Annotated in this window: 23 protein-coding genes and 1 pseudogene; 8 read left to right on the top strand and 16 right to left on the bottom strand. The window is 38.9% G+C overall.

Annotation, left to right across the window (positions count from 1 at the left end; translation table 11 throughout):
* Positions 1-50: 50 nt before the first annotated feature.
* Positions 51-377: a pyrimidine/purine nucleoside phosphorylase gene (locus ACIF8R_RS08775; protein ID WP_000099685.1), complete on the bottom strand. Its 327-nt coding sequence runs from the start codon at positions 375-377 to the stop codon at positions 51-53.
* A 76-nt stretch (positions 378-453) separates the two neighbouring features.
* Positions 454-1764 (bottom strand): tetratricopeptide repeat protein, encoded by a 1311-nt coding sequence (locus tag ACIF8R_RS08770; protein ID WP_396480281.1) that lies wholly within the window; start codon positions 1762-1764, stop codon positions 454-456.
* Between the two features lie 114 nt (positions 1765-1878).
* Here ACIF8R_RS08770 and recN point away from each other — a divergent pair, with 114 nt between their 5' ends.
* The 3 genes from recN (at position 1879) to ruvX (ending at position 4666) form a co-directional block, all read left to right on the top strand.
* Positions 1879-3546, top strand: coding sequence for a DNA repair protein RecN (gene recN, locus ACIF8R_RS08765; RefSeq protein ID WP_396480279.1), 1668 nt, complete (start codon positions 1879-1881; stop codon positions 3544-3546).
* Between the two features lie 125 nt (positions 3547-3671).
* The gene (locus ACIF8R_RS08760) at positions 3672-4226 is read left to right on the top strand and encodes a YqgE/AlgH family protein (protein ID WP_001979301.1); all 555 of its coding nucleotides are present in this window, start codon (positions 3672-3674) and stop codon (positions 4224-4226) included.
* On the top strand, positions 4226-4666 hold the full coding sequence (gene ruvX / locus ACIF8R_RS08755) for a Holliday junction resolvase RuvX (protein WP_272370366.1): 441 nt from the start codon (positions 4226-4228) through the stop codon (positions 4664-4666). Before ACIF8R_RS08760 ends, ruvX begins: the two co-directional genes overlap by 1 nt.
* A 56-nt stretch (positions 4667-4722) precedes the next feature.
* Here the strand turns inward: ruvX and ACIF8R_RS08750 are convergent, their stop codons facing one another.
* The 3 genes from ACIF8R_RS08750 to ACIF8R_RS08740 are packed head-to-tail and all read right to left on the bottom strand — an operon-like array spanning position 4723 to position 8062.
* Positions 4723-5724 carry an HlyD family secretion protein gene (locus tag ACIF8R_RS08750; protein WP_396480277.1) on the bottom strand — a complete coding sequence of 334 codons (1002 nt, stop codon included), beginning with the start codon at positions 5722-5724 and terminating at the stop codon, positions 4723-4725.
* A gap of 39 nt (positions 5725-5763) precedes the next feature.
* Positions 5764-5970 carry a DUF1656 domain-containing protein gene (locus tag ACIF8R_RS08745; RefSeq protein ID WP_263612794.1) on the bottom strand — a complete coding sequence of 69 codons (207 nt, stop codon included), beginning with the start codon at positions 5968-5970 and terminating at the stop codon, positions 5764-5766.
* Positions 5963-8062 carry an FUSC family protein gene (locus tag ACIF8R_RS08740; RefSeq protein WP_396480275.1) on the bottom strand — a complete coding sequence of 700 codons (2100 nt, stop codon included), beginning with the start codon at positions 8060-8062 and terminating at the stop codon, positions 5963-5965. The genes ACIF8R_RS08745 and ACIF8R_RS08740 overlap by 8 nt, the downstream gene beginning before the upstream one ends.
* Before the next feature lie 494 nt (positions 8063-8556).
* On the opposite strand from ACIF8R_RS08740, the gene ACIF8R_RS08735 reads away from it, so the two are divergent.
* On the top strand, positions 8557-9330 hold the full coding sequence (locus tag ACIF8R_RS08735; protein ID WP_263612792.1) for an IclR family transcriptional regulator C-terminal domain-containing protein: 774 nt from the start codon (positions 8557-8559) through the stop codon (positions 9328-9330).
* Positions 9331-9524: 194 nt separating this feature from the next.
* On the opposite strand, the gene ACIF8R_RS08730 is transcribed toward ACIF8R_RS08735, so the two are convergent.
* From ACIF8R_RS08730 to lpxO, 8 genes and pseudogenes are all read right to left on the bottom strand, one after another.
* Entirely contained in the window at positions 9525-10136 is a 612-nt protein-coding gene (locus tag ACIF8R_RS08730) for an alpha-ketoglutarate-dependent dioxygenase AlkB family protein (protein ID WP_396480273.1), read from the bottom strand.
* A 169-nt stretch (positions 10137-10305) separates the two neighbouring features.
* Positions 10306-10893, bottom strand: a complete 588-nt coding sequence (pgsA, locus tag ACIF8R_RS08725) for a CDP-diacylglycerol--glycerol-3-phosphate 3-phosphatidyltransferase (RefSeq protein ID WP_002156973.1) — start codon at positions 10891-10893, stop codon at positions 10306-10308.
* A 118-nt stretch (positions 10894-11011) separates the two neighbouring features.
* The gene (locus ACIF8R_RS08720) at positions 11012-11806 is read right to left on the bottom strand and encodes a thioesterase family protein (protein WP_396480271.1); all 795 of its coding nucleotides are present in this window, start codon (positions 11804-11806) and stop codon (positions 11012-11014) included.
* Between the two features lie 120 nt (positions 11807-11926).
* Positions 11927-13726, bottom strand: a complete 1800-nt coding sequence (uvrC, locus tag ACIF8R_RS08715) for an excinuclease ABC subunit UvrC (RefSeq protein ID WP_396480269.1) — start codon at positions 13724-13726, stop codon at positions 11927-11929.
* Positions 13727-13859: 133 nt separating this feature from the next.
* The gene (locus ACIF8R_RS08710; protein ID WP_077162870.1) at positions 13860-14390 is read right to left on the bottom strand and encodes a CHAP domain-containing protein; all 531 of its coding nucleotides are present in this window, start codon (positions 14388-14390) and stop codon (positions 13860-13862) included.
* A 228-nt stretch (positions 14391-14618) separates the two neighbouring features.
* The gene (locus ACIF8R_RS08705; RefSeq protein WP_396480267.1) at positions 14619-15662 is read right to left on the bottom strand and encodes a DUF1311 domain-containing protein; all 1044 of its coding nucleotides are present in this window, start codon (positions 15660-15662) and stop codon (positions 14619-14621) included.
* Positions 15659-15797: pseudogene (locus ACIF8R_RS08700) on the bottom strand (hypothetical protein). Before ACIF8R_RS08700 ends, ACIF8R_RS08705 begins: the two are co-directional and overlap by 4 nt.
* 75 nt (positions 15798-15872) lie before the next feature.
* The gene (lpxO, locus tag ACIF8R_RS08695; protein WP_004699120.1) at positions 15873-16787 is read right to left on the bottom strand and encodes a lipid A hydroxylase LpxO; all 915 of its coding nucleotides are present in this window, start codon (positions 16785-16787) and stop codon (positions 15873-15875) included.
* A 572-nt stretch (positions 16788-17359) separates the two neighbouring features.
* On the opposite strand from lpxO, the gene fadB reads away from it, so the two are divergent.
* Entirely contained in the window at positions 17360-19513 is a 2154-nt protein-coding gene (gene fadB, locus ACIF8R_RS08690; protein ID WP_396480265.1) for a fatty acid oxidation complex subunit alpha FadB, read from the top strand.
* 12 nt (positions 19514-19525) lie between these two features.
* Positions 19526-20698, top strand: a complete 1173-nt coding sequence (gene fadA, locus ACIF8R_RS08685) for an acetyl-CoA C-acyltransferase FadA (protein WP_396480263.1) — start codon at positions 19526-19528, stop codon at positions 20696-20698.
* 47 nt (positions 20699-20745) lie between these two features.
* On the opposite strand, the gene ACIF8R_RS08680 is transcribed toward fadA, so the two are convergent.
* Together ACIF8R_RS08680 and ACIF8R_RS08675 are read right to left on the bottom strand one after the other, a co-directional pair.
* On the bottom strand, positions 20746-21237 hold the full coding sequence (locus ACIF8R_RS08680) for a hypothetical protein (RefSeq protein ID WP_396480261.1): 492 nt from the start codon (positions 21235-21237) through the stop codon (positions 20746-20748).
* 237 nt (positions 21238-21474) lie between these two features.
* A complete protein-coding gene (locus ACIF8R_RS08675; protein ID WP_396480259.1) occupies positions 21475-22122 on the bottom strand; it encodes an RBBP9/YdeN family alpha/beta hydrolase in 648 nt (215 codons plus the stop codon).
* Positions 22123-22193: 71 nt separating this feature from the next.
* Between ACIF8R_RS08675 and ACIF8R_RS08670 the strand changes: the two genes are divergently transcribed.
* Positions 22194-22559 carry a MerR family transcriptional regulator gene (locus ACIF8R_RS08670; RefSeq protein WP_396480257.1) on the top strand — a complete coding sequence of 122 codons (366 nt, stop codon included), beginning with the start codon at positions 22194-22196 and terminating at the stop codon, positions 22557-22559.
* Between the two features lie 21 nt (positions 22560-22580).
* Here the strand turns inward: ACIF8R_RS08670 and ACIF8R_RS08665 are convergent, their stop codons facing one another.
* Positions 22581-23339: a hypothetical protein gene (locus ACIF8R_RS08665; protein WP_396480255.1), complete on the bottom strand. Its 759-nt coding sequence runs from the start codon at positions 23337-23339 to the stop codon at positions 22581-22583.
* Positions 23340-23516: 177 nt separating this feature from the next.
* Here ACIF8R_RS08665 and ACIF8R_RS08660 point away from each other — a divergent pair, with 177 nt between their 5' ends.
* Positions 23517-24227 (top strand): DsbA family oxidoreductase, encoded by a 711-nt coding sequence (locus ACIF8R_RS08660; protein WP_209045755.1) that lies wholly within the window; start codon positions 23517-23519, stop codon positions 24225-24227.
* The last annotated feature ends 222 nt before the right edge of the window (positions 24228-24449 follow it).

Genomic DNA, 24449 nt, shown 5'->3' with positions numbered 1-24449 from the left:
CTTCACAGGATTTCTTTGGGCATAGTGTACCCGATTTAAACAGTAATTTCTTAGCCTTCTAAGTGGCAAACATAATCGAGTACTTCATCAGTCTCGATTTTGAAAACGCTATTACCTGGTACATAAAATGATTGACCAGCACGGAACAATTCACTTTCATTGCTGTCTGCAATTTTAACGCGACATTCACCTGAAATAATTTCCATACGCTCAGGAACGTGTGTTTCAAATGTTAAAGGCTGCTCAGTCGGCAAAATAACACCTAATGTTTTTTTCGTTCCATCTTCAAATTGCACGGTATGGCTGATACATGCTCCACCAAAATAAACATTTGATTTTTTGATGACCGTTACATGATCAAATTGGGTTGAACTCATGCACACTCTCCAGATAATGCCGCATTTATATAAATTATGATGAATGTAGTTTAATTGTGCCTAAATAACTAATCAATCAGTTTTCATATGGATAGACTTGTAATTTCCACTGCTGTAACTGAATTTTTTTAGCAAAAGCGTGGGGTAAATTTACTTCAATATTTCGACTCTTCGACACTATTGCATCATATCTGCAAACTTCATCGTAATTTTCATCGAGTAAAACCCAATAAACTTTCTCTGCTGTTGGGTGAGTAACAGCAGTTGTAACCACTGGTGAACCATTATCCATGCCAATATGAAAATTGTCTGGGTCATTTTGCATTGAAGCTGACTCATAAACCGGAAAATCGGCACTATTTTCATCAAATTGCTGGCTATCATGTACGAGTACACTTTGTTTTAAAGTCGGCCAAATACAATAACGCAGATAATGTTGATCTATGACTCGATTGTCCGGATACCTTCCAGTGGCAACATAATCTCTGATATGTGCTTCAATATTATGAAAAATACCTGAGCATCCACCCCACATACCCGCCAAAATCAATTCAGTATGAGAGTAGCTATCTCTCATTAAATGAAACCATTCATCACTTTTGAGCCAAGCATCAACGGCAGCTTTCTCACGATAAGACACAATAGAGTCAGCATCACGTATCAAAAAGCGCTTAACGGTTGGATCATCCATAACTAAAAAGCGCCAAAATAAGCCGGATAATTGTTTCTGTGAGGTACTCACCTGTACCACTTGTGCCCCATTTGCTTGTAAACGCTGCTGCACAAATTCAGGAACGGTATCATCTATATAGAACCGACAAGTCCATTCTGGGTATATCTCTTGAGCTAACTTAGTATTTAAAATTGAAGTTTCACAATAACGCGGATTTGCTCCAAATAAAGAAAAAGCAATAATGTTTTCATGTGGATTTAAGCTAAATGCTGGTGGTGCATGATTGGGAATTATCAAAATAGGTTCGCTCTTAGCTAATTCTTTTTTGGTTGTAATTGCCAAGCGTCCAAATTTAATCTTTTCTTCTTTTTTATTTAAATGATGGCAAACTTCAGTTAATCCATCGTATAGATTTGTATTAACGTTAGAACCACTTGCTTTAATGGCTTGCATATAATGTTGATATGCATCGTCATAACGGCGTAACCGCAGCTCAGTATAAGCTAAATCAGATAGTGCTCCTGGATGCTGTGGTACTAGATTTACCGCTTTTTTTACATGTTGATAAGCTTTGGCATAATCGCCTTGTGCAGCAGCCTGTTTAAATGCATTAAAATGCTGATTTAAAACTTTATTCATTTCAGCAGGATTAATTCTTTTATGGCGGTTCATCATTCCTATTGGTGCTTTCGGTAAGCTTAATGTTTTTTTCATTGTAAAGATCCGCAATCTTGCTGTTCTATTATTTCAGTTAGAATAATAGATCACTTGTAGCAAATTCAAAACTTCTCTATCTTTAACCCATAATTTGGCGCGTTGGATGCGTTTATGCTCACACATTTAACTTTAATCAATTTTGCATTAGCTGATCATTTAGCTATTGATATAGAACAAGGATTTAATGTTCTAACAGGTGAGACAGGTGCCGGAAAATCATTATTACTGGATGCACTTTCTGCCTGCTTAGGGGAACGTACAGATACAAATTATGTCCGCTATGGTTCGGACAAAGCGGATATCACCGCTGTTTTTACTTATCAGGACAATAGCCCAGAAGCAAAATGGCTACAAGATCATGAGCTAGATGATGACTCTGGGGAAATTCATTTACGTCGTGTTATTTTCGCAACTGGCCGTAGTAAAGCATGGGTGAATGGCCGCCCAAGTAGTCTCTCTGAGCTTAAAGAATTAGGTCGTTTATTGGTTCAATTATATAGCCAGCACAGCCAGCAACAGCTTCTTGAACCACCTTATCCAAAGCATTGGTTAGACCGTTATAACAATTTTTATGTAGAAGCAAACGATGTTCGTGAGGCCTATAGCACATGGCAGTGTACAATTCGCTTGCACCAAGCGGCTTTAGATGCTCAAGCAACCCGTCTACAACGTATTGCGACCTTAGAGCTACAAATCGAAGAGCTTGAAGAGGTTATTCAAACCGATTACAAAGAAATCGAGCAAGAGTTTGACCGTCTCAGTCATCATGAACATATCATGCAAGATTGTAGCTATAGCCTGAATGCGCTTGATGAAGCTGAGCAAAATATTACTCAAGAAATGTCATCGATCATTCGCCGTCTAGAATCTCATGCTGGGCGTAGTGAACAGCTTTCTGAAATTTATAATTCTTTACTCAATGCTCAAAGTGAAATTGATGATGCCACATCAAATTTACGTCAATTTATTGACCGCCAGAGCTTTGATCCTGAACGGATGGAAGAACTCAACTCCAAGCTAGAGGTTTTCCATCGCCTTGCTCGTAAATACCGTACTCAACCAGAAATACTTAAAGAAGAGTACGAGACTTGGCAAAATGAGCTTGAGCAGTTGCATCAACTTGAAGACCCAGAAACTCTGGCAGAGCAAGTAGAAAAGTCACACCAAGAATTCTTAGAAAAAGCCCAGCATTTAGACAATATTCGTCGTGAAGCTGCTACTCCACTTGCAAAACAATTAACCGAGCAGGTTAAGCCTTTGGCACTACCTGAAGCACACTTTGAGTTTAAGTTTGAACCACTAGAACAACCAAGCTCAGAAGGTTTAAGCTTTATTCAACTTTTATTTACTGCCAACAAAGGTATACCACCACAACCATTAGCTCGTGTGGCATCGGGTGGTGAACTTTCACGTATTGCACTTGTCATGCAAGTGATGAATGCTGAAAAGACTGAGGCAGAAGTTTTGGTATTTGACGAGATTGATGTCGGGATTAGTGGTGGTACGGCTGAAGTGGTTGGACGTTTACTTGCCGATTTGGCTCAACATGTCCAACTGCTATGTATTACTCACCAAGCACAGGTCGCTGCACAATCTGATCAACATTTGTTAGTTAAAAAGCAACAAACTGATCCGGCAAGCAGTACCATTGTACAACTCGATGAAAATCAGATTATTTCTGAGTTGGCACGTATGTCGGGCGGTGTTGAAATTAATGAAACAACCTTGCAGCACGCAAAACAATTACGCCAACTCAAATTTCAGGCTTCTTCAAATTAATAAAGAAAATGAGAGAAAAAGATTGGCGAAATCCGATTAACTCTTGTATGTTGATAAAAAGAACCTATATAGATAAAAGGGTCGAGAGACCCTATAGCGACATTTTTTGAGGGAGAACCGCTTAGGTGACCAAACAATATATGACTCACCGTTGTCTGATTGCCCCGCCAGAAATGGCAGATGACTTTTTTGCAAATACTGTAATTTATCTTGCCCGTCATGACGAAGAAGGTGCTCAAGGTATTATTATCAATCGCCCTGCTGGCATCCAAATTAAAGAACTACTCAATGATTTAGACATTGATGCAGACAATGTAAATCCGCATGAGGTTTTACAAGGTGGCCCTTTACGCCCTGAAGCAGGCTTTGTCCTTCATACTGGTCAACCAACATGGCATTCCTCTATTGCTGTGGGTGAGAATGTCTGTATCACCACTAGTAAAGATATTCTCGATGCGATTGCGCATAACGAAGGTGTTGGCCGCTACCAAATCGCCCTTGGTTATGCGAGTTGGGGTAAAAACCAGTTAGAAGATGAAATCGCTCGTGGTGACTGGCTTATCTGTGATGCCGACATGGATCTGATTTTTAACTTGCCGTATGACGACCGTTGGGATGCAGCCTATAAAAAAATTGGTGTAGATCGTACATGGCTGGCTTCTGAAATCGGGCACGCCTAATGATCGCAACGCAATCAAAATCAATTATGGCTTTCGACTTTGGCACTCAAAAGATGGGAATGGCGATTGGTCAGTCTGCAATTGAAAGTGCTAACCCATTACCACTTTTTGTGATGAAAGATGGGATTCCCAACTGGGACCAACTTTTAAAAATTGTGAAAGAGTGGCAGCCGGATTTGTTTATTGTTGGTCTTCCATTAAATATGGATGATAGCGAGTCAGAACTTTCTACACGTGCCCGCAAATTTGCAAGACGTTTACGTCATCAAACCAATATTGAAACTTGGATGGTAGATGAGCGTTTAACTACGCGTGAAGCGAGAGAAGAACTCGGTTTTTATCAAGAACAAGGCCGTGCAAAGAAATTATCAGCAGATAGTTTTGCCGCAGCTTTGCTAATTCAGAGTTGGTATCGTAATCCCGTTGGCTTAACGCCATAAAATAAAAAAGCATGTTTTACACATGCTTTTTTATTGAGTTTAAAAACTTAAGCTTTTTATTTTTCAATAATATGTACTGTCGCAGTACGGCCAGATACAAACGCCAACTGATTTTTTGGTGCTTCATCTAATACAATTTTTACAGGCACACGCTGTGCTAAACGAACCCAGCTAAAAGTTGGATTTACGTTTGCAAGCAGTTTAGAACTACTTGAACGCTCGCGGTCTTCAATACCCGATGCAATACCTTGCACATGTCCTTTAATTTTCTGACTGTCACCCATTAATTGCACACTTGCCTGATCACCAATATGAATACGATCTAATTTTGTTTCTTCAAAATATCCCACAACATAAAGCTGTTTACGATCGAGCAATGCTGCAACTGCTTGTCCCACTTGAATATAGTTACCAGGACGCAAATCAAAGTTAGAAAGTGTGCCATCTGCTGGTGCAACAACAGCTGCACGGTGCATATTGAGTTCTGCTAAATGTAAATTACTTGTCGCTGCTTCAACCAGTGCTTGCTGCTGTTTAATAGTGGCTTCAGCTTGTTGAATAGCCGCTTGGAGTTGCTCATGTTCCGCATGTGATTGATCGCGAGTTGCAAAAACCTGATCTTGTTCTTGTTTAGAAATCGCGCCATCCATTAAGTTTGAATAACGGTTTGCATTTTTCTCGGCTAACTTAATGTTCGTGCTCGACTTAATCAAGTTTGCTTTGGCTTGAGCCAAACCTGCTTGTGCTTGAGCATATGCCGCTTTTGCTTTTGCCAAATCAGATTTTGCTTGCTCTACATCTAAAGCTCGGCGAGAGACATCAATTTTAAAAAGTACCTGACCTTTTTTGACAGTCTGGTTATCTTGAACCAATACTTCCGTTACAAGTCCTGCTACATCTGAGGAGACTTGAATAACGTCACCACGAACTCGGCCATCACGTGTCCACGGCGCTGCATTATAGTAGTTCCATAAATGCACAATGGTATAGACCGCAATCATTAATGCGACAATCAAAATCACTGGACGAATGACTTTTTTCAACTCCAATTGATTCATTTTACTCACCTAACTCAATCTTTAATCTGGCAATCATCTTTAAGCACCTAACCCAACAAAAATTTGGTGTATCACCAAAAGTAGTAAAAGGTAAAAACACAAATTGAAAATGCTGGGTAGTGCAATCCAGCCTTGTGCAATCCATTTGTTAGTTAAAGGACTTAACAAGCGAAAACATATATATGCAAATAAGGCTTGGACGAGCAAAGCGGGCACGTAAATACCGTAGACATTAAACTCACCCATGCGCTGTGGCTCCTGTAAGCGTACGATCTGCATTCATTTGGTTTGATGAAACATGACACATGCTATAAGCAATATTATTTAGCGAAATAAATAATCTTTGACGCAAAGTCATATCTTCAATATTTGAAGCAAGTTGTTTAAGTTCAAACAAGGTCTGATGAATGTGCTGTACCAATACATCACTTTCATCTTTTTCATTTTCTTTGGCTCTAAACAGCTCATCTAAATCTTGTTGCAAACGGCCAATGTGATGAGCTAGTTCTGAAGATGGCTGAAGCTGATTTGCTAACTCTTGAAGTCGGCTTAAATCAACAATAGCGCTTGATTCAACCAATGCTTGATGAATCGATTTTTTAATCTCTTCTGATTGAACCATTTTGGTATTTAAAACACCTACACGGTCTAACATCGCACGTAAATGAACTTTAAAGTCAATACCATACGGGATATAAATCGCTTGACGCATTGCACGATAATGTAAAGCCAGAATACGATTTGCACTGGTATCTGGTGACATGGCACGCACGACATCTATCACAATGAGAGACACCAATACACCCATGACCATACCAAATGAACTGTCTAGGTAAGACACTGCATCCATGCTATAAGCATTGTGCAAGTTCAGACCCATCATGGTATTAATACCCAGCACCATACCCACTGGCATGAGTGCTTGATTCGCCATCATAGAAACCGCAAATAAGAACATCGGTAACAAAACGAGTCCCAGTTCCCAAAATGTGGTGACATGAGGGAAAACACCAAAAGCATAAATAAATACTAAAACAGCCGATGCCACACTACCCCATATAAAAATACGTAAGACAGGAACAGGGTTATCTAAGGCCGTTAAAATACAAGCAGTTACTGCACCAATCTGTGCCATCATAAATCCAGCTTTCCAGCCAGACAGAATCCACACGCCAGTCACAATAAATGTAATGAGTACCGCACTAATACCGCCTCTGACGGCTACGCCATGATCTCGGTGCAAACTTGGATATTTAGTTGTCATTGGGGTAATGTTATCTGGTATCTCTTTATTACCCTGCTTGATGCGTTGCCATAAAACTTTTACAGCTAGAACATTACTAATAAAGTGGCGGACATCCATTTTCATGGCAGCCAATAGCACTTGTTGATGTTCAGAAGCAGAGTCATTTAAGTTCAAAAAGTCATTTTCAAACTCGTTAGGTAACTGTAAAACATTTTCATCAGTCATCTGATCTTTTTGTTCCAGAAAATGAATCACATGACCTGAAAGCTGTTTTAATTTGACTGAATGACTTTCAATAAAATTCAGTTCTTGCAACTGTTTAATTCGTTCAGATAAGGCAACCAAGTTTGCAACCACCATCGACATTTGATGGAGCATTTCTTGCAAAGGTTTGGTCATGCCATGCAATTCACCTTTTTCATAGCTCAAATGAACTGCTAATGCATGAATATCGGTCGTATCCCGAGTAATCGCAGCTAAAAGCTGTGTATTATTTTGCTGTTGGTCTGCGTTTAACAAGTTTGCAAACAGGTTCTCTGTATCTTTGAGTGTTTTGGTTACACGTTGCTTAATTGCCGAACCAATATGCATAGGCAAAATAGTTGCGGAAACCACTGCACTCGAAATCACACCAATTGAAATCTCAAGTACGCGCGCCAAAGCGATATCAAAAATATTGTACTGATCAATATAAGTAATCGCGTTATACGCAATCATTGCAGTTGAATAACCCGCCAGCATAAATGCATAACTGCGAGGCGTCCGGTCGAGTAAGGATACATAAAGCGCAAAGCCCACCCACAGTGATAACACTACCGTAAAGATCCACGGCGTATTAATCAGATGAGGTGTTATTGTTAACGCAACAATGGCACCACCCACCGTACCTAAAACACGGTAGACACACTTAGACGATACCATGCCCGAATAAGGGTTGGCGATAATCAGGACAGTACCGATCGACCACATTGGATTAATCAGGTCTAATTCAAACGAGACAAATAATGCCAACATGCCGGCAATAAATGTCTTTATTGCAAAAATTAGATCAAGCTTACTCGGGCGAAAAGCCAGTATTTGCTTTAATAACATGAACTCATCTCAAATACAGATTTGAACTGATGAGCATGCTCCTCAATGTCCCCTTGCCTTTTAAAAAGACAACACGACTTTGTCATTTGCTTTATAGACAAATGAGTTAATGAGAGCATCCTTCAATACAATGATTTTTCCTACATCTTTGCATGATGTGCCGAGATGATTTCAGATTGACCGCTATTTATACGACCAAGCTTAGGAAAGGAGAGACATCGAAAAAGTCGGCAGAGTAAACCAATTTCTCGATTAGATATTTTGTTGCACAATTTTTTCAAATTAAAGTAATTTAGTCAACTAAAATATCTTAATTTGATAATTTGATATGTTTTTAGTTAATCATATATGATGTGCGAATCAAGAGAACTTTTCTGATTCTGAGCGTAAAATATTTAAATCAGGTAGTTATCTTGGAATTGAGACAAAGCTTCAATTTTTCTGTTATAAGAACTCAAGTGTGACCCGTTTATTAAGGATACGAATAAGACATCATGGCAATTTCAAGTTTTGGCAAAATTTTAACCGTACTGGATTTATTTTCAGTTTCACGACCAGTGATTAATGTCGATATTATTTGCGAAGAACTTGGCTTGTCTAAACCGACCAGCTACCGTTATCTAAAAGAACTCGTATCAGCCGACTTATTAAAACGTATTAATGGTACTTCTGGCGATTACACTTTAGGCTCAAAAATAGCAGTTCTTGACTATGTATCGAGAACAACAGACCCATTGGTCCAAATCAGCACGCCGTTTATGCGAAATATTGTAGAGCGTACCGAACTTTGCTGTTTACTGACCTACTTAAATGATGACTACTGTATTGATATTCATCATGAAATTTTCAAAGATACTGAATTACTTTCGTATGGCCGAGGCTGCCCACGCCCGATTTATGTCGGTGCATCACCAAAAACAATGGTGTCACATTTAAGTAAACAGCGCATGCATGACTACTATGAACGTTTTAAACATGAACTGTCGCAGTCAGGGTTTGCTCTAGACGAACCAAGCTTTATTCAACGCATGCGTAAAATAAAGAAACAAGGCTTCTATTTCTCACAAGGTGAGATTGACCCTAATGTTTCAGGCCTTGCCGTACCCGTTCGTTTTTCGAGTAAAGAAGTTCCTTTAGCATTAACGCTAGTTGCATCCAAGAACCGTTTTGACTTTTTAAATATTCAAAAACTGATTGAAATTTTGCAAGAAAATGCTGGATTGATTGAGCAGCGTTTTATGGAACTTTCAGAAAAAGGTGAAATCTAAAATAATATTTTTGATAATTTAAAGTTTTCTTACACTTTAGAGCATTGAAAATATCTAAATATTCTCATATTATGATTTTAGCACCTATTGATGATTCTTTTCATCAGCAGCTCATCAATAGAAGGCTCTCCCTCAGAGGAATAAGCTCATGCTGCCATCATGGGCTTTTTTCTTGCCTAATTTTTAGCAAAAACTTATGAAAACTTGAACTGACGAAAAGTCAAATTAATACGTGGTTGTAAAATTTTTGTCGAACGATTTAAACGGTGTTGCCAATATTGTTGAGTCTCACCGCGCATCACAATGAGTTGACCTGGCTGTAACCACATTTCAACTTTTTCTTTGCTTTGAATATGCCTAAAAGAGAACTTTCGCGTTGCTCCAAAACTTAAGGAAGCAATTGTAGTAGTTCTGGCTAAAGATACATCCGAGTCACTATGCCAAGCCATCCCTTGAGTTCCGTCTTCATAAAGATTGGCTAAGCAAGAATTAAATTTTTCTGAAAGTATCTGCTCTACCTGATGTTTTAGCTTGGCAAGTGCTCTGTCCCACGGTAAAGAATCACGAAAGACACCAGAATATTTATATCGATAATGTTCGTCACCATACCAAGCGACTTTACGGGGAGTAATAAAATGCTTGCCGTATAACTTCGCTTCATCATGTCGCCATGCCAGATGTCGGTACAAATAATGAAAATATTGCTCGGCTTCTTCAGCACTTAAAATACATCCGTAGTCTTGAACTTCACCATCATACGGTAATAAATTTGTACAAGGTTCTGGAGAAAATAAATCTAGTGTCATGCAATCTCCCCTTGCTACTTAGCCATTTCTCAAGCTAACAATGCCATTTTACGCCCTTTTTGCCAATGATATTTATTAACCACACCAATTGCGAGAGTCACTCTATTTTTGCATTTTGCAATAAAAAAAGCCTTTCTCAAGGAAAGGCTTCTTAGAATCTTATTTGGTTTTATGGCTGCTTTAGATATGGCCACGCGGCTTTTAAATAAATAAACATTGACCACAAAGTCAGAATGACAGCGGTATATAACAAAGCATAAGCCAGCATTTCTAAAGGCTGCCAATTCAGTAGGAATACACTAATCGCAATCATTTGAAATGCGGTTTTATATTTACCTACAGTTGACACTGCTACACTGGTTCGCGCACCAAGTTCTGCCATCCACTCACGTAAAGCAGAAACAGTAATTTCCCGTGAAATAATAACAATTGCAGCAAAAGCCATCGCAATTGTCGGTTTCCACTGCACTAGAACAATAAGTGCAGCTGCGACCATCAGTTTATCTGCAACCGGGTCTAGGAATCGGCCAAATGCTGAAGTCTGGTTTAACGTTCGTGCCAGATAACCATCAAACCAATCGGTTACGGCAGCCAGCACAAAAATTGCAGTCAAGATAATATGACGAGTCATACTTCCTACGTGCTCACCAATACCTATTGCAGGCGGCCAATATGCAATCACCAAAAATACAGGAATAAGCGCGATACGCGCCAAAGTTAGGATATTTGGGATATTCAGGATTCGCCCTGTGGTCATAAACACCGCCAATTTAGTCTTCACGCATCTTTTAACAGACAAAGACACATACTTCAATATTGTATCTATCTGTAACAGCCACTTTATACGAAATAAGTGAATCGAGAAAGTAGATTGCTTAGGTAAATACCGTAACAGTTTGCCGCAAAATTGCAATTAAATGATCACTTTGGTCCCAAAGATATGCATATTCTGTGGAATAACCCTCAGCAGCATGTTCTGTGACAACTTTATATTTAAACCAGTCACACAATTGATGCTGGACTGAGTTCACATAAGTAATATGCCACGTTAAAGAACTCGCAGGTGCAACTTGCTTAAACATAGGCAAAACACCCGGCGGCCAAATATCCATCAAAACAATCAAATCAGGCAATGTTAGTTGACGATTTTCATGTTGCTCTGGGGAGAACCTTGACCAACCACCAAAGTCTGGATGCTCACTTGCTGTCACTGGATAATTACCCTCAGCCCAACAGACTTCGAAATGCTGAAAGCATTCAGGCATATGTTTGGCAAAAGGAATGACAGATAAATTTTCAGGTTGAACATATGTAGGAGCAACGGGTTCTTGTTTTACCTCAATACTCGATGCGCGGGATGCCCCAAAACTTGCAACCAAAATGGTTTGCACTGCGTCATCTTGCCATAAGCGTGCCTCAAGCGTAGTGACTGACTTCCCCTCTCTTAAAACTTCAATAGTCAATCGGGCAGAACCTCGCTGTACAGGACCCACAAAAGTAACACTACAACTTAATAATCTTTTATTTGAATCTTGAATATGGGAGTATGCTTTTTGCATTAATAGCCCAGCAACAAGGCCGCCAAAAACCGTACGGCCCTGTAACCATCCTGCAGGTATATCAATCCATTCATTTTGTTTTACATCTTCAAATAGCTGTAATAATGACATGCATATCCCAAAGTCATGTGCGTAATTAGGAAGTATCTTTCATTATTTTGACCATCATGTGAATGATCATTCAGCTATTAATTTACGAGCGCTTTTGTCACTCAAATTTTAAATACGTGGCTACTCATGCAAAATTTTATAAATCGTTCTTGCCATCACTTCACCTAAGCCCGGCACTACCGTCAACTCTTTTTCCGATGCTTTTAACACGCCTTGAATCCCACCAAAATGTGTTAACAAATCTCGACGGCGTTTAGGCCCTAAGCCCGGAATTGCTTCTAAAACAGAGGTGCTACGGCGTTTATCACGTTTAGCGCGGTGTTTAGTAATGGCAAAACGGTGAGCTTCATCACGCACCTGTTGAATCAAATGTAGAGCCTTATTATCTTCGGGTAACTGGATTTTTGTACCGTCAGTAAAATGAAGCGTTTCAAGTCCCGGTTTACGTCCTTCACCCTTTGATACACCAATCATGAAAGCTTCAAGCCCAAGCTCTTGCATCACTTCCATGGCCATATGAAGTTGACCTTTACCACCATCAATTAAAAGCAAGTCAGGCAGCATCGCCTTTTTATAGCGACGCGTTAAAGCTTGTCGCATCGCAGCATAATCATCGCCCGCGGTAATATCTTGAATGGCAAATTGTCGGTAGTCCCGTTTACGTGCACCGCCTTGGTCGAACACTACGCATGATGCGATCGGTGCTTCGCCCATGGTATGACTAATATCAAAACATTCGATACGATCAACTGGACGGCCAACCACCTGCTCAAGCTGGTGGAAACGCTCATTGAGCTCTAAGTGGTTACTCAACTGCCCTTTAATCGCATGTTGAACATTCATTTCGGCAAGTTCTAACCATTCAGCACGTGTTTCTCGTACACTGCTCTTAATCTGGACTTTCTTTCCAAACTGCTGTGCTAAGGCTTCTTCCAACTCTTTACGGTCAGGTAAGGCAGTATTTACAATCAGTTCGCTTGGTACTTCATCGGCAACCTGAAAGTAAAAGTTTGCCATAAAGTCACTTAGCATTTGACCAAGGTCATCGCCTAACATGTCAGGGAAATAGCTTTTACCGCCTAGCATACGTCCATTACGTACATGCATAATCTGCACACATGTCACGCCAGCCTGATAGGCAATTGCCAAAATATCAGCTTCACCTTTCACTTTGAAAACAGCTTGTTGTGCCTGTACTTCACGGAGTAAAGACAATCGATCCCGATAAAAAACAGCTTTTTCAAATTCAAGATCTGCCGCTGCCTGCTCCATTTTCGCAATCAGCTCTTGATTTAATTCTTTGGTGTCACCTTGTAAGAAACGAATACTATTATTCACATCCTCTTTGTAATCTTCTGGTGAAACTAAGCCTACACACGGGGCCGAACAACGTTTGATTTGATATTGCAAACATGGACGCTTGCGCTGTGAGAAGTAACTATTTTCACACTGACGGACATTAAAAAGTTTTTGTAAAACCAGTAAGGTATCTCGGGCACTATAAGCACTTGGATAAGGTCCAAAGAATTTACCAATTTGGTGCTTACCTTTGCCACGTCCACTGGCAATTCGTGGATACGGTTTATCTGCCGATACAAAGATATAGACGTATGACTTGTCGTCTCGCAACATGATGTTATAAGGCGGACGATGTTGTTTAATTAAGTTTTGTTCTAAAAGCAGCGCTTCAGTTTCTGAACGCGTAACAAGCGTTTCAATATCATAAATTCGCGCAACTAAAGCCTGAGTTTTCGGATGCTCAATGGTTTTAACAAAATAACTCGATACCCTATTTTTTAGGTTTTTTGCTTTACCGACATATAACAATTCGCCCTCTTTCCCTAGCATTTTATAAACGCCTGGAAGTTGGGTCATATGGGCTAAAATTTTTTCAATATGGGGACGAGCGTTTTGATTCACTATTGGCATGCATGGCTTAATACTGAATACCTAATGTGATGTTTTCATCCTTACTTTTCAAGTGCTTTACTGTGCCAGAACCTAAATTTGACAAGGGATGACGAAGTAGACCGACAAAGTATGTCGTACATCTTTAAGAATCGAGACGATAGTAACTATATTTCACGTCTTTTTCTTTATATACCGCATAGGTTTTTTGACGGAAATCAGAGAACCAACCATTCCCCGTATAGCCAGCAATATGTCCGTAGGTATGACCACTGGTACGTTCAATAATATAGATATCGCCTTCTTGAGGACGGTTGAATGCTGGTTTGATTTTCTTATAGCCGTTCTTTTCTAGAGTATGCCCCCAGTCAGATGCAGCTACTGGATGCTTTGAAACGTCTGCGCCAGCCGCTTGTAAAGCAATACGGATATTCTTGGCACATTTTTCTTTACTGTGTTTTGCTGACATGCTTTCAAGTTTGCTTGAGAACTTATGCAGATCGATATTTTGGTCTTCTACTTTATGTCTTTTAGAAGTTGATCGGCTATGCTTTTTAGTCTCAGCCGAAGCTTTGTTTAACATCGCTTTCGTTTTTAAGTCACCCTGAGAACTTTCTTCTTTTCTCAATTTAATGTGGTGAACATGTGCATGAGCTACGTGATGAGCATGAGCCATTTTGAAACCTACTTCCGCTAACCAGTCTTCGAAAAAACGGAGCAATTGTAGAATCAAAATTATGCGTTGGCTTTTAATAGTTGTAACAAATTGCCAGCACTGTGAAATGGATCACAAAAACAATTTATCGAATTTATTCTATCAAAAAATCTCTTTCGAGCTTACTAAAGATTGGTCAATCCCATCTATTTCAACACGATTGACCAAGCACTTATAGAAAGTTTCAGATTAGTTTAAATTATTTAAATAAACTGTTCGCTCTGCAGTTTTTTGAATAAAGCACTGAGTATATTGCATCTCTTGGTTTTGCTTACGCATATCAGCAGTCCAATAATCGGATTGCTTTTGGTAAGTTTCTAGGTCCTTTTCAGGAATTTCTTCCACACTTTTTTGTGCCAGTACTTTACATTCAACATCACGTTTTTTAAACCAATCCGATTGATCTTGTTTAAATTGAGTTTTTTTATCGGCACTCAATTTATCCCAAGTCTGATTTAAGCGTTCCACTTGCTTCGCTTTGTCGCTATCTAATTCTTTTTTACGAACATCCATGGCTTCTTGAGCCAAAGCAGTCTGCTCTTCATTATTTTGTTCAGACTTTTGTCGATTTTCTTCAATATTTTCGTCAATCAACTCATTTTCTTTAACATAAGCCGCATATTGCACAGCTTTAGTGGCAACAAAAACTAATCCTTCAATCACAGTGTTTTGACTTGGCAAATCAAACACCAACCCCTCTTTATCTGTTTTTGTGATGTTATAGAAAAATTCACCTTTCAATTGGTCATTTTCAAGAGTCAAAGATGAGTCATTATCCGAAAAATAGTCATTAAGCGTTTGCGATTCTTCATTAGAGTGACGCAATTCTTCAACATATGCTTTTTCCGCACGTTTTTGTAAACCTTTAGGAAATGAAACAACTAACTGGCTTTCACAGCTGAGTTGTGTATTTTTTTGGCTATCATCTTCTAACGGTAAAGTGCGAATATTTTTAATTTCAAACTTCAAACCTTGATTAATTTTATTAAGAATATCTGCATCAACCTGATATTGACTTTGTCTTAAGCTACGTTCGATTTGCTTCAAATATTCTTTTTTCAAAGAGGTTTGAATCTGATTTAAATTGTCAGGATGCGTACAGCTCCAATCCGAAATTGCCTCAACTTTTTCTGTTTTTGATTTTGGCTCTGGCTTAGATTTACCACATCCAGTTAATATTACTGCTGCACTAAATGTAGTTATTACTAAAGCTTGTTTCATCACCGTATTCATTTATATTCCACACAAATTTTTAAAATTTATTAAGTACAAGAAAGGTATATATTTACCAGCCGCATTATCATCCCAATAATTAATATAAAATTCACCTAAAATTTTAAATAAAATACTCCCTACACTAATAAACATCGTTTTAAATGCATAAAAATAAATCTAAATTATTTAAATAATCAGAATAAAAAAACGCCCTTTCGGGCGTTTTAATTAAAATACATATGGTCGTACAAAAATCAGGAAGAAAATTCCAAGCATGAGGAACCATTTTAAGAAGTAATATAACTTGCGGTTTTTAGCTTTTAACGCTTTGGCTTTAATACGAATTTGGTACACATAACCAAATGCTTTATTTAAACCACCCGTTTGGTCACCTGTTTCATTCGGTGAACTTGCTGCAGTCATCACGTTACGACCAAACCAATGGTTAAAACGTTCCATCCATTTCACTTTCATCGGACGCTCAACGTCTGCGAAGAAAATGATACGGTTTTGATCGGTCTTATTTTCAGCATAGTGAATATAAGTTTCATCAAACACAACACTTTGTCCGTCACGCCAAGAGTATCTTTCACCATCTACATCAATAAAACAACGGTCATCATTTGGTGTAATCAAACCCAAGTGATAACGAAGTGAGCCTGCGTATGGGTCACGGTGTCTAACCAAACGGCTATCAGGAGCAAGTTCGGTAAACATTGCCGCTTTAATCGTTGGTAATGTTTTCAGTAAAGCAGTCGTTTTTGGACAAAGCTCAGCTGCCGAAGGATGGCTCGACTCATACCATTTAAGGTAAAAACGTTTCCAACCTGTTTTAAAGAAAGAGTTGAAACCTAAGTCGTTGTAGGTACTCGAAGCTTTAATCCCACCTTGGTCATATAAAGCTTTCGCTTCATCTCGAATCATTTCCCAATTTTCATCTAACACTTTTAAATCTTTAAAGTGTTGAGTGTCGATATAAGGCTGATTCGGTACCTTTGAAAAGATGTACATTAAAAAGTTAATCGGTGCGAGCAAGGTTGAATGGTCAAAAAATTGACGATAAAACGAGTGACGCACTTTGCCGCGATGTTGGATATACAATGCAGATATTACAAAAATCGCTAATACGATCCACTTAATCATATTGCTACTCTTTCAAAAGTTTAGGGCAACATTACCTTAATTTTCGAAGGTAATAGTAACCAGAAGAATATTTAATTGGCGCAAATTTTAACAAAATTGACTTATAAAAAGCGAATGCAAAAAATTAAAGAACCTATTTAGATGTATCAACCCCTTAAAAATATAAAACATAACTTATTTTTTATAGGTATAAATAACCCAAGTTTAGTGAATTTATAGCTCAGTTTTTTAAGCAGTATTACTAGGCAATTGACTTTTTTGACAAGAAATCAATTTCTTATAAATGCCATTTTTTATATAGAAAATTCACGACTAAAGCCTCTCATAAATAAAAACTTAAACTAAAACAAAAGCCTTTAGATACTCTCTATGTATATGATTTTCTTTATGCATTTAAGTGGTATGAATTCAATAAAAAATAAGATGACCCTTGCGTCACGGCTTGATACAACTTGTCGGGTTCTTTTTAGATATAGTTATCGTAAGATTAGCGAAGCATAAATGTGTACCGGAGCTGTACACACGCTTCATAACATCAACTTAGAAATCCTCCAAAACTAAGGAGATCAGGCATGATCCACGCTGGCAATGCCATTACCGTCCAAATGCTTGCGGACGGAATTGCAGAATTCCGCTTTGACTTACAAGGTGAGTCGGTCAATAAATTTAACCGTGCAACAATTGAAGATTTCAAAGCTGCTATCGCGGCTGTAAAAGCCAATAACGATATTAAAGGCTTAGTTGTAACTTCTGGTAAATCTACATTTATTGTTGGTGCAGATATTACCGAATTTGGTCAAAACTTTGCACAAGGCGAAAAAGCGATTGTTGACTGGCTTATGCCTGTTCACGAAATCTTCAATAGCTTTGAAGATTTAGACCTTCCAAAAGTTGCTGCTATTAATGGCATGGCTTTGGGTGGCGGTTTTGAAATGTGTTTAGTGTGTGACTATCGCGTGATGTCAGAAGTTGCACAAGTAGGTTTACCAGAAATCAAACTTGGTATTTATCCTGGTTTCGGTGGTAGTGTCCGTTTAAGCCGAGTTATTGGTATCGACAATGCGGTTGAATGGATGGCAATGGCTGCTCCTAAAAAACCAGCTGCTGCGCTTAAAGATGGTGCTGTAGATGCGATTGTAGCTGCTGATAAATTACTTGATGCTGCAACTGACTTGGTTAAACAAGCGATTTCTGGTCGTTTAAACTGGAAAGCAAAACGCCAAGAAAAACTTGATGCTGTAAAATTGAACCCGCTTGAACAAATGATGGCGTTCAACACAGCAAAAGGTGCTGTACTTGCTAAAGCAAACCCTGCTCAATACCCTGCTCCAAAATTATTACTTGATTCATTACAAGCGGGTGCAAGCCTTGCACGTGATGAAGCATTAAAAGTTGAAGCTGAAGGCTTTGCTAAAGCAGCAATTACTCCACAAGCTGGTGCATTGATTGGTTTATTCATCAATGACCAAGTTGTGAAAAAAGCATCTAAACAACATGAAAAAGGTGCTCACCCTGTAAACCAAGCAGCTGTACTTGGCGCTGGTATTATGGGTGGTGGTATTGCTTACCAAGCGGCAAGCAAAGGCACACCAATTATCATGAAGGATATTGGTAACCCACAACTTGCACTAGGTATGTCAGAAGCAAACAGCTTGTTAACTAAACAAGTTGAACGCAAGAAAATGAAACCTGCGCAAATGGGTGAAACACTTGCTCGTATCCGTCCTACTTTAAGCTACGATGAGTTTAAAGAAGTTGATATCGTGATCGAAGCGGTAACTGAAAATCCAAAAGTTAAAGAAATCGTACTTGCAGAAACTGAGAAAAATGTTCGTGAAAACACGATCATTGCGTCTAACACTTCTACAATTTCAATTACACGTTTGGCAAAAGCATTACAACGTCCTGAAAACTTCGTTGGTATGCACTTCTTCAACCCAGTTCACATGATGCCGCTTGTAGAAGTTATTCGTGGTGAAAAAACTTCTGAAGAAGCAATTGCAACAACAGTCGTTCTTGCTCAAAAAATGGGTAAAACACCAATCGTTGTAAATGACTGCCCAGGGTTCTTGGTTAACCGTGTATTGTTCCCTTACTTCGGTGCATTTGACCTTCTTGTAAAAGACGGCGCAGATTTCCAGCAAATTGACAATGTAATGTCTAAGTTTGGTTGGCCAATGGGTCCTGCTTACCTGATTGATGTTGTAGGTATCGACACAGGTGTACATGGTGCTGAAGTCATGGCGGAAGGTTTCCCTGACCGTATGAAGCCAGACTACAAAGGCGCAATCCAAGCAATGTATGAAGCGAAGCGTCTTGGTCAAAAGAATGACGTAGGTTTCTACAAATACGAACTCGACAAGAAAGGCAAGAAAGCAAAAACTGTTGATCCAACAGCGTATGAAGTGATTGCTCCATTCGTCACTGGCGAAAAACGCGAATTTGATAACCAAGAAATCATTGACCGTATGATGCTTGCTTTCTGTAACGAAACAGTTCGTTGCTTAGAAGACAAGATTGTAGCAACTGCATCTGAAGCAGACATGGCGATGATTATGGGTGTAGGTTTCCCTCCATTCCGTGGTGGTCCATGCCGTTACATCGACCAAACAGGTGTTGCTGAATACGTTGCGCTTTGCGACAAATATGCACACTTAGGTAAGGCTTATGAAGCGCCGCAAATGTTGCGCGACATGGCTGCTAACAACAAAAAATTCTACGGTTAAGGAGCGACGTGAATGGCTACTTTAAATCCACGTGACGTTGTGATTGTTGATGGCGTTCGTTCTGCCATGGGCAAATCTAAAAACGGTATGTTCCGTAATGTACGTGCCGACAGTTTATCTGCTGAACTTGTACGTGCGCTCGTTGCCCGTAACCAGTTTGATGTAAATGAAGTTGAAGATCTGATCTGGGGCTGTGTAAACCAGACTCTAGAACAAGGTATGAACATTGGCCGTAACATCGGTTTATTGGCTGACTTGCCTAAAACTGTTGCTGGTCAAACAGTGAACCGTCTTTGTGGTTCGTCTATGCAGGCAATCCACACTGCGGCAGCACAAATTGCGACTAACCAAGGTGACATCTTCATTATTGGTGGTGTAGAGCATATGGGCCACGTAGGTATGATGCACGGCATCGACCTTAACCCAGAAGCATCTAAACATTATGCGAAAGCATCTAACATGATGGGCTTGACTGCTGAGATGTTAGGTCGCATGAACGGCATTACGCGTGAAGAACAAGATGCGTTCGGTGTTGAATCTCACCGCCGTGCTTGGGCTGCAACTCAAGAAGGTCGTTTCAAAAACGAAATCGTTGGTGTTGAAGGACACGATGCAAATGGCTTTAAAATCCTTTGCGATATTGACGAAGTAATTCGTCCAGATGCAAACCTTGAAGCGTTCAAAGCATTAAAACCTGTGTTTGATCCTAAAGGTGGTTCAGTAACAGCAGCAACTTCTTCTGCTCTTTCTGACGGTGCTTCTGCAATGTTGCTTATGTCTGCTGAACGTGCTCAAGCATTAGGTTTAAAACCACGTGCTGTCATTCGCTCTATGGCAGTTGCAGGCTGTGATGCAGCAATCATGGGTTACGGTCCAGTTCCAGCAACTCAAAAAGCGCTTAAACGTGCTGGTTTAACGATGGCAGATATTCAAACTATCGAATTAAACGAAGCATTTGCTGCTCAAGGCTTGTCAGTAATGAAAGGCTTAGGCATTTATGACAAGCAAGACATCATTAACTTAAATGGTGGTGCGATTGCTTTGGGTCACCCACTAGGCTGTTCTGGTGCACGTATCACCACTACGTTGTTAAACGTAATGGAGCAACAAGATACTCAAATTGGTCTTGCGACGATGTGTATCGGCCTTGGTCAAGGTATTGCAACGATTATCGAACGTGTTTAATTAACACCTAGATAAAAAAATCCCCGCTCAATGCGGGGATTTTTATCTTATCGGCCTTTTAAACCATCTTGGATTTGTTGCTGTAATTTCAAAATATCATTTAAATTTACTTTCATCGTACCATCACGATAAGCATCAACATTACTTCGGTTAATGTTCAGCGGCTTTAACATTTCAAAAATACCATTGGTTGGGTCAGAAGACTGAATCCCACCTGCTACTGCCAAAATATATTCTCGTAAAAATGGAGAAAGTTGTGAGAGATCAGGCTGCGCCATAACGGGCTGATAATCTATGGTCGTCATCCCTTCTGGGACGAAAGCATTCTGTATATCATTATGTATTTTATATTCATGGTGTTGTAGTGCTTGGCGTACCTTCTTATCTTCTTGAAACGGCACAAAGCCCACCTCATCACGTAGCTCAGATTCAGCCATAACGCGAATAGTGGGTAAAGTCGTTACTTCTTCTGCCTGAACAGTTGGTAAACCCATAAAAGCAAATGCAGCGATTAAAGCTGATTGTTTTAGAAAGTTCATAACTAGCTCCAAAAAATCAGTCATCCTATTTCAATCAAAAGATGAAGATTCAAATAAAGGTCTCTATAAATAAGCTACAACAAACTGCTTTTTGATTCAGTAAGGCTCAGATAAACGGTAAATATAATTAAAATTTTTAATGTAATAGTAAGGGACTTTCTTAATAAAAAACTGAATAGAAAACCACCCTATAAATGAGTTATAACCATTTATAGGGTGAGATTTATCTTATAGATTTTATTTATTCTCTAACATTTCTTTTAAAGAATTCACGACTTGCGGAAATGACGTATAACCTTCCCGACCTAAAAAATGTCCGCCATTAGGAACTGTAATGTACGGCGCATCAATATCCTTAGCCAATTGAACTGTCAGTTTTGGTGGAACCAAATCATCATTATCAGATAAATACACCAGCTTTTTCTTTATGCCCTTAAAGTAATTGGTATCGACTTTGCTCTTTGTTATATAAGCTGTGAGGGGTGAAGAATCTGCAATTGGTCCAGAGAATCCAGATACTAAAATCATTCCTCCAATATTTTTATAATCATGTCTTTGCAAAAAGTGCAGCAAAGTAATGACACCCAAACTATGTGCCACAAAATAAGTATTTTCATTAACCTCTGGTATCTGTTCATCTAAAACCTTCTGCCAAGCATCTACATTGGGATGCTCAGAATCTGGAAATGGTATTAAAGTAACAGAGGTATTTTCGTCTTCTATTTGATGTTTTAGATCCAAGAACCAGTGATCATTTATAGAAGCTGAATAACCGTGAAGTACAAATATTTGACGCATGTTCTTCTCCTGAAGTTCCAATGTTTTGGCATTTGCAACAAATGACATCAATCCGAATAACACCAATAAAATAAGTTTTCTGATCATGGAACAAGTACCATTTTGAAAGATAAAAACATGCTAAACTATGACGCCACTGTTAAGGTCAAGCCTATTTTATGAACCTAGCTAAAGTCGCCGAGCTTACAAAAGTTAGTCCGCGTATGCTGCGTTATTATGAAAGTTTAGGGCTAATACAACCGCATCGAGCAAGTAATAACTATCGAAGTTATACGCAAAAAGATATTGAAAATATTAAGAAAATTAAAATATTAAATGATGCGGGTATGACCCTAAAAGACATTCAGGTGTTATTACCATGTTTTGATTTAGATGAAATGGTATTTACGCTCTGCCCTATTGTTCAAGAAAAGCTACAAACAGAACTGATACATGTCTCTGAGCAGTTAAACAAACTACAAACTTCTCAAAGTTTATTACAATCTTTCTTGGCAAAAGGCAAAGCTGAAAGCACCAATACATAGTAGTTGATGCTCATGCTGCAACTATTCTTCTAGCTCATTTTCTAAAGCAGCCACGTTCTTTTTCTTAATACTTTCAATTTTTGCATTAAGCTTTAAAACATGTTGGTAAAGCTCGTTAAATTTTTTAACCTGAGCATTTTCATGAAAAAGGATCATATGATCTTTCTTTTGCCACGAATAGTTTTTTAGAAGTTTAAACATTTCCTCTGCATCATCTAAAATTTGTAGCTCAATCATAAAAATCGTATGGTCTTGATCAGCCTTTTGCTGAGTTCCCAATTTCATTTCAAGAAGTTGTCTCGTATCTGCATCAACAGATAATTCCTGAATTTTAGCGAGAAAGGTCTTATGTATTGATTCATATTCAGACTGATACTTATCTGAAGCTTGCCGAACATCAGCCAACATCTTTTCTGTTTCAGCATATTTTTGTTTTTTATCAAGGTCCAAACGGTCAACATTTAAAAAAGTATCCCACTTTGCAGCTTTTAGTTCTCTTAAATATTCATTGCGGGCATTTACGTTTTGAACCCAATAACTTAAAAGAAACTCTGAGACTTGCTTATAGTGTCCTCCAAGCCGTTTATCATGAATATCGAGTTGTACAGGTTTAGACCAATCTTGAGCCTGTTCATAAAGTTCACTCATTTTTTCATTCATCACGACATCGAACATTTCGCTACTGTCTTTAGCTTGTTGCTGTTTGATATGTTGATAGGAAAAAAAGACAATACCTGCAATCACCACCAGACCTGCAATTGCAATCAAAATTCGGCGCATACACACCTCCTATTTCCATTCTTATAGTTTTGCTCTTTATAGTTATAAAATAGAGCTCTTCCTTCTTTATATGTCATTTATTTCATAATACGCAACACTCTATTCGCTATTCAATGCTTTAAATCCTTGCACATCATCCCTATTATGATGGGTAATTAAAATTTATGAGATTCTCCCATGCGTGTTGATGTCTGGTCTGATGTAGTTTGTCCTTTCTGTTACATCGGCAAAAAACGCCTTGAACATGTCGCGGCTGAAGCTGGTATTGAACTTGATATTCATTGGCATAGTTTCGAATTAGATCCGAATGCACCAGCAACACATGACACTTCAAATACTGAGCGTTTAGCGAAAAAATATGGCCGTACCTATGAAGAGATGGAAGAAATGGAGCGCAACATTGCGGCCATGGCTGCCTCTGAAGGTATCGACTTCCAATGGCAAAAAGCCAACTCGGGCAATAGCTTTAACGCTCACCGTATTATTCATCTTGCCCAAAGTAAAGGTTTAGGTAACCAAGCAAAAGAAGCCTTTTTCCATGCTTATATGACTGAAGGTTTAGCGATTGGTGAACGTGAAGTCGTAGAGGAAATTGCTTCTCGTATTGGCCTTGATAATGCCGAAGTTGAATATGTACTCGATACGAATGAATTGGCTGACTTCGTTCGTCATGACGAAAAAATTGCACACGAGCAGCTCAATGTAACTGGCGTACCATTCTTTGTATTTGATCAAAGAATTGCGCTTGCAGGTGCACAGCCTCGTGAAGTGTTTTTACAAGTGTTAGAACAAGCACAGCTCAAAGCAAATGCTGAAGAAATCGAGCAAGATGACGCAGCTGTTTGTAATGATGAAACATGTGATATTCCACAAAATAAACAGTCTTAATTGTAAAGTGTGAACAAATCGTATGTTTTATCACCGTTTTAGCAATAGAGCGTTCTAAAAAAAGAACTATTCAATTGTTTAAAATGTGTTTATGATTGCGACTTAGAATATTCGCGCTGTAATGTTCTGTTTTTTATGTGTTTAATGATCGGAATTTGAAGTTTCCTTGATCTAAAATCCCCCTAGTTTGGGGGATTTTTTTTGCTTAAAAATTCTCGCTAA

The organism is Acinetobacter sp. ABJ_C4_1, assembly GCF_044538495.1.
Classification (GTDB): domain Bacteria; phylum Pseudomonadota; class Gammaproteobacteria; order Pseudomonadales; family Moraxellaceae; genus Acinetobacter; species Acinetobacter nosocomialis_A.
This window is presented reverse-complemented; position numbering and strand designations above follow the sequence as displayed.

Coding starts and splice junctions, on each gene's coding strand:
- ACIF8R_RS08775 (WP_000099685.1), bottom strand. CDS start 377: ATGAGTTCAACCCAATTTGATCATGTAACGGTCATCAAAAAATCAAAT.
- ACIF8R_RS08770 (WP_396480281.1), bottom strand. CDS start 1,764: ATGAAAAAAACATTAAGCTTACCGAAAGCACCAATAGGAATGATGAAC.
- recN (WP_396480279.1), top strand. CDS start 1,879: ATGCTCACACATTTAACTTTAATCAATTTTGCATTAGCTGATCATTTA.
- ruvX (WP_272370366.1), top strand. CDS start 4,226: ATGATCGCAACGCAATCAAAATCAATTATGGCTTTCGACTTTGGCACT.
- ACIF8R_RS08750 (WP_396480277.1), bottom strand. CDS start 5,724: ATGAATCAATTGGAGTTGAAAAAAGTCATTCGTCCAGTGATTTTGATT.
- ACIF8R_RS08745 (WP_263612794.1), bottom strand. CDS start 5,970: ATGGGTGAGTTTAATGTCTACGGTATTTACGTGCCCGCTTTGCTCGTC.
- ACIF8R_RS08740 (WP_396480275.1), bottom strand. CDS start 8,062: ATGTTATTAAAGCAAATACTGGCTTTTCGCCCGAGTAAGCTTGATCTA.
- ACIF8R_RS08735 (WP_263612792.1), top strand. CDS start 8,557: ATGGCAATTTCAAGTTTTGGCAAAATTTTAACCGTACTGGATTTATTT.
- ACIF8R_RS08730 (WP_396480273.1), bottom strand. CDS start 10,136: ATGACACTAGATTTATTTTCTCCAGAACCTTGTACAAATTTATTACCG.
- pgsA (WP_002156973.1), bottom strand. CDS start 10,893: ATGACCACAGGGCGAATCCTGAATATCCCAAATATCCTAACTTTGGCG.
- ACIF8R_RS08720 (WP_396480271.1), bottom strand. CDS start 11,806: ATGTCATTATTACAGCTATTTGAAGATGTAAAACAAAATGAATGGATT.
- ACIF8R_RS08710 (WP_077162870.1), bottom strand. CDS start 14,390: ATGGCTCATGCTCATCACGTAGCTCATGCACATGTTCACCACATTAAA.
- ACIF8R_RS08705 (WP_396480267.1), bottom strand. CDS start 15,662: ATGAATACGGTGATGAAACAAGCTTTAGTAATAACTACATTTAGTGCA.
- lpxO (WP_004699120.1), bottom strand. CDS start 16,787: ATGATTAAGTGGATCGTATTAGCGATTTTTGTAATATCTGCATTGTAT.
- fadB (WP_396480265.1), top strand. CDS start 17,360: ATGATCCACGCTGGCAATGCCATTACCGTCCAAATGCTTGCGGACGGA.
- fadA (WP_396480263.1), top strand. CDS start 19,526: ATGGCTACTTTAAATCCACGTGACGTTGTGATTGTTGATGGCGTTCGT.
- ACIF8R_RS08680 (WP_396480261.1), bottom strand. CDS start 21,237: ATGAACTTTCTAAAACAATCAGCTTTAATCGCTGCATTTGCTTTTATG.
- ACIF8R_RS08675 (WP_396480259.1), bottom strand. CDS start 22,122: ATGATCAGAAAACTTATTTTATTGGTGTTATTCGGATTGATGTCATTT.
- ACIF8R_RS08670 (WP_396480257.1), top strand. CDS start 22,194: ATGAACCTAGCTAAAGTCGCCGAGCTTACAAAAGTTAGTCCGCGTATG.
- ACIF8R_RS08665 (WP_396480255.1), bottom strand. CDS start 23,339: ATGCGCCGAATTTTGATTGCAATTGCAGGTCTGGTGGTGATTGCAGGT.
- ACIF8R_RS08660 (WP_209045755.1), top strand. CDS start 23,517: ATGCGTGTTGATGTCTGGTCTGATGTAGTTTGTCCTTTCTGTTACATC.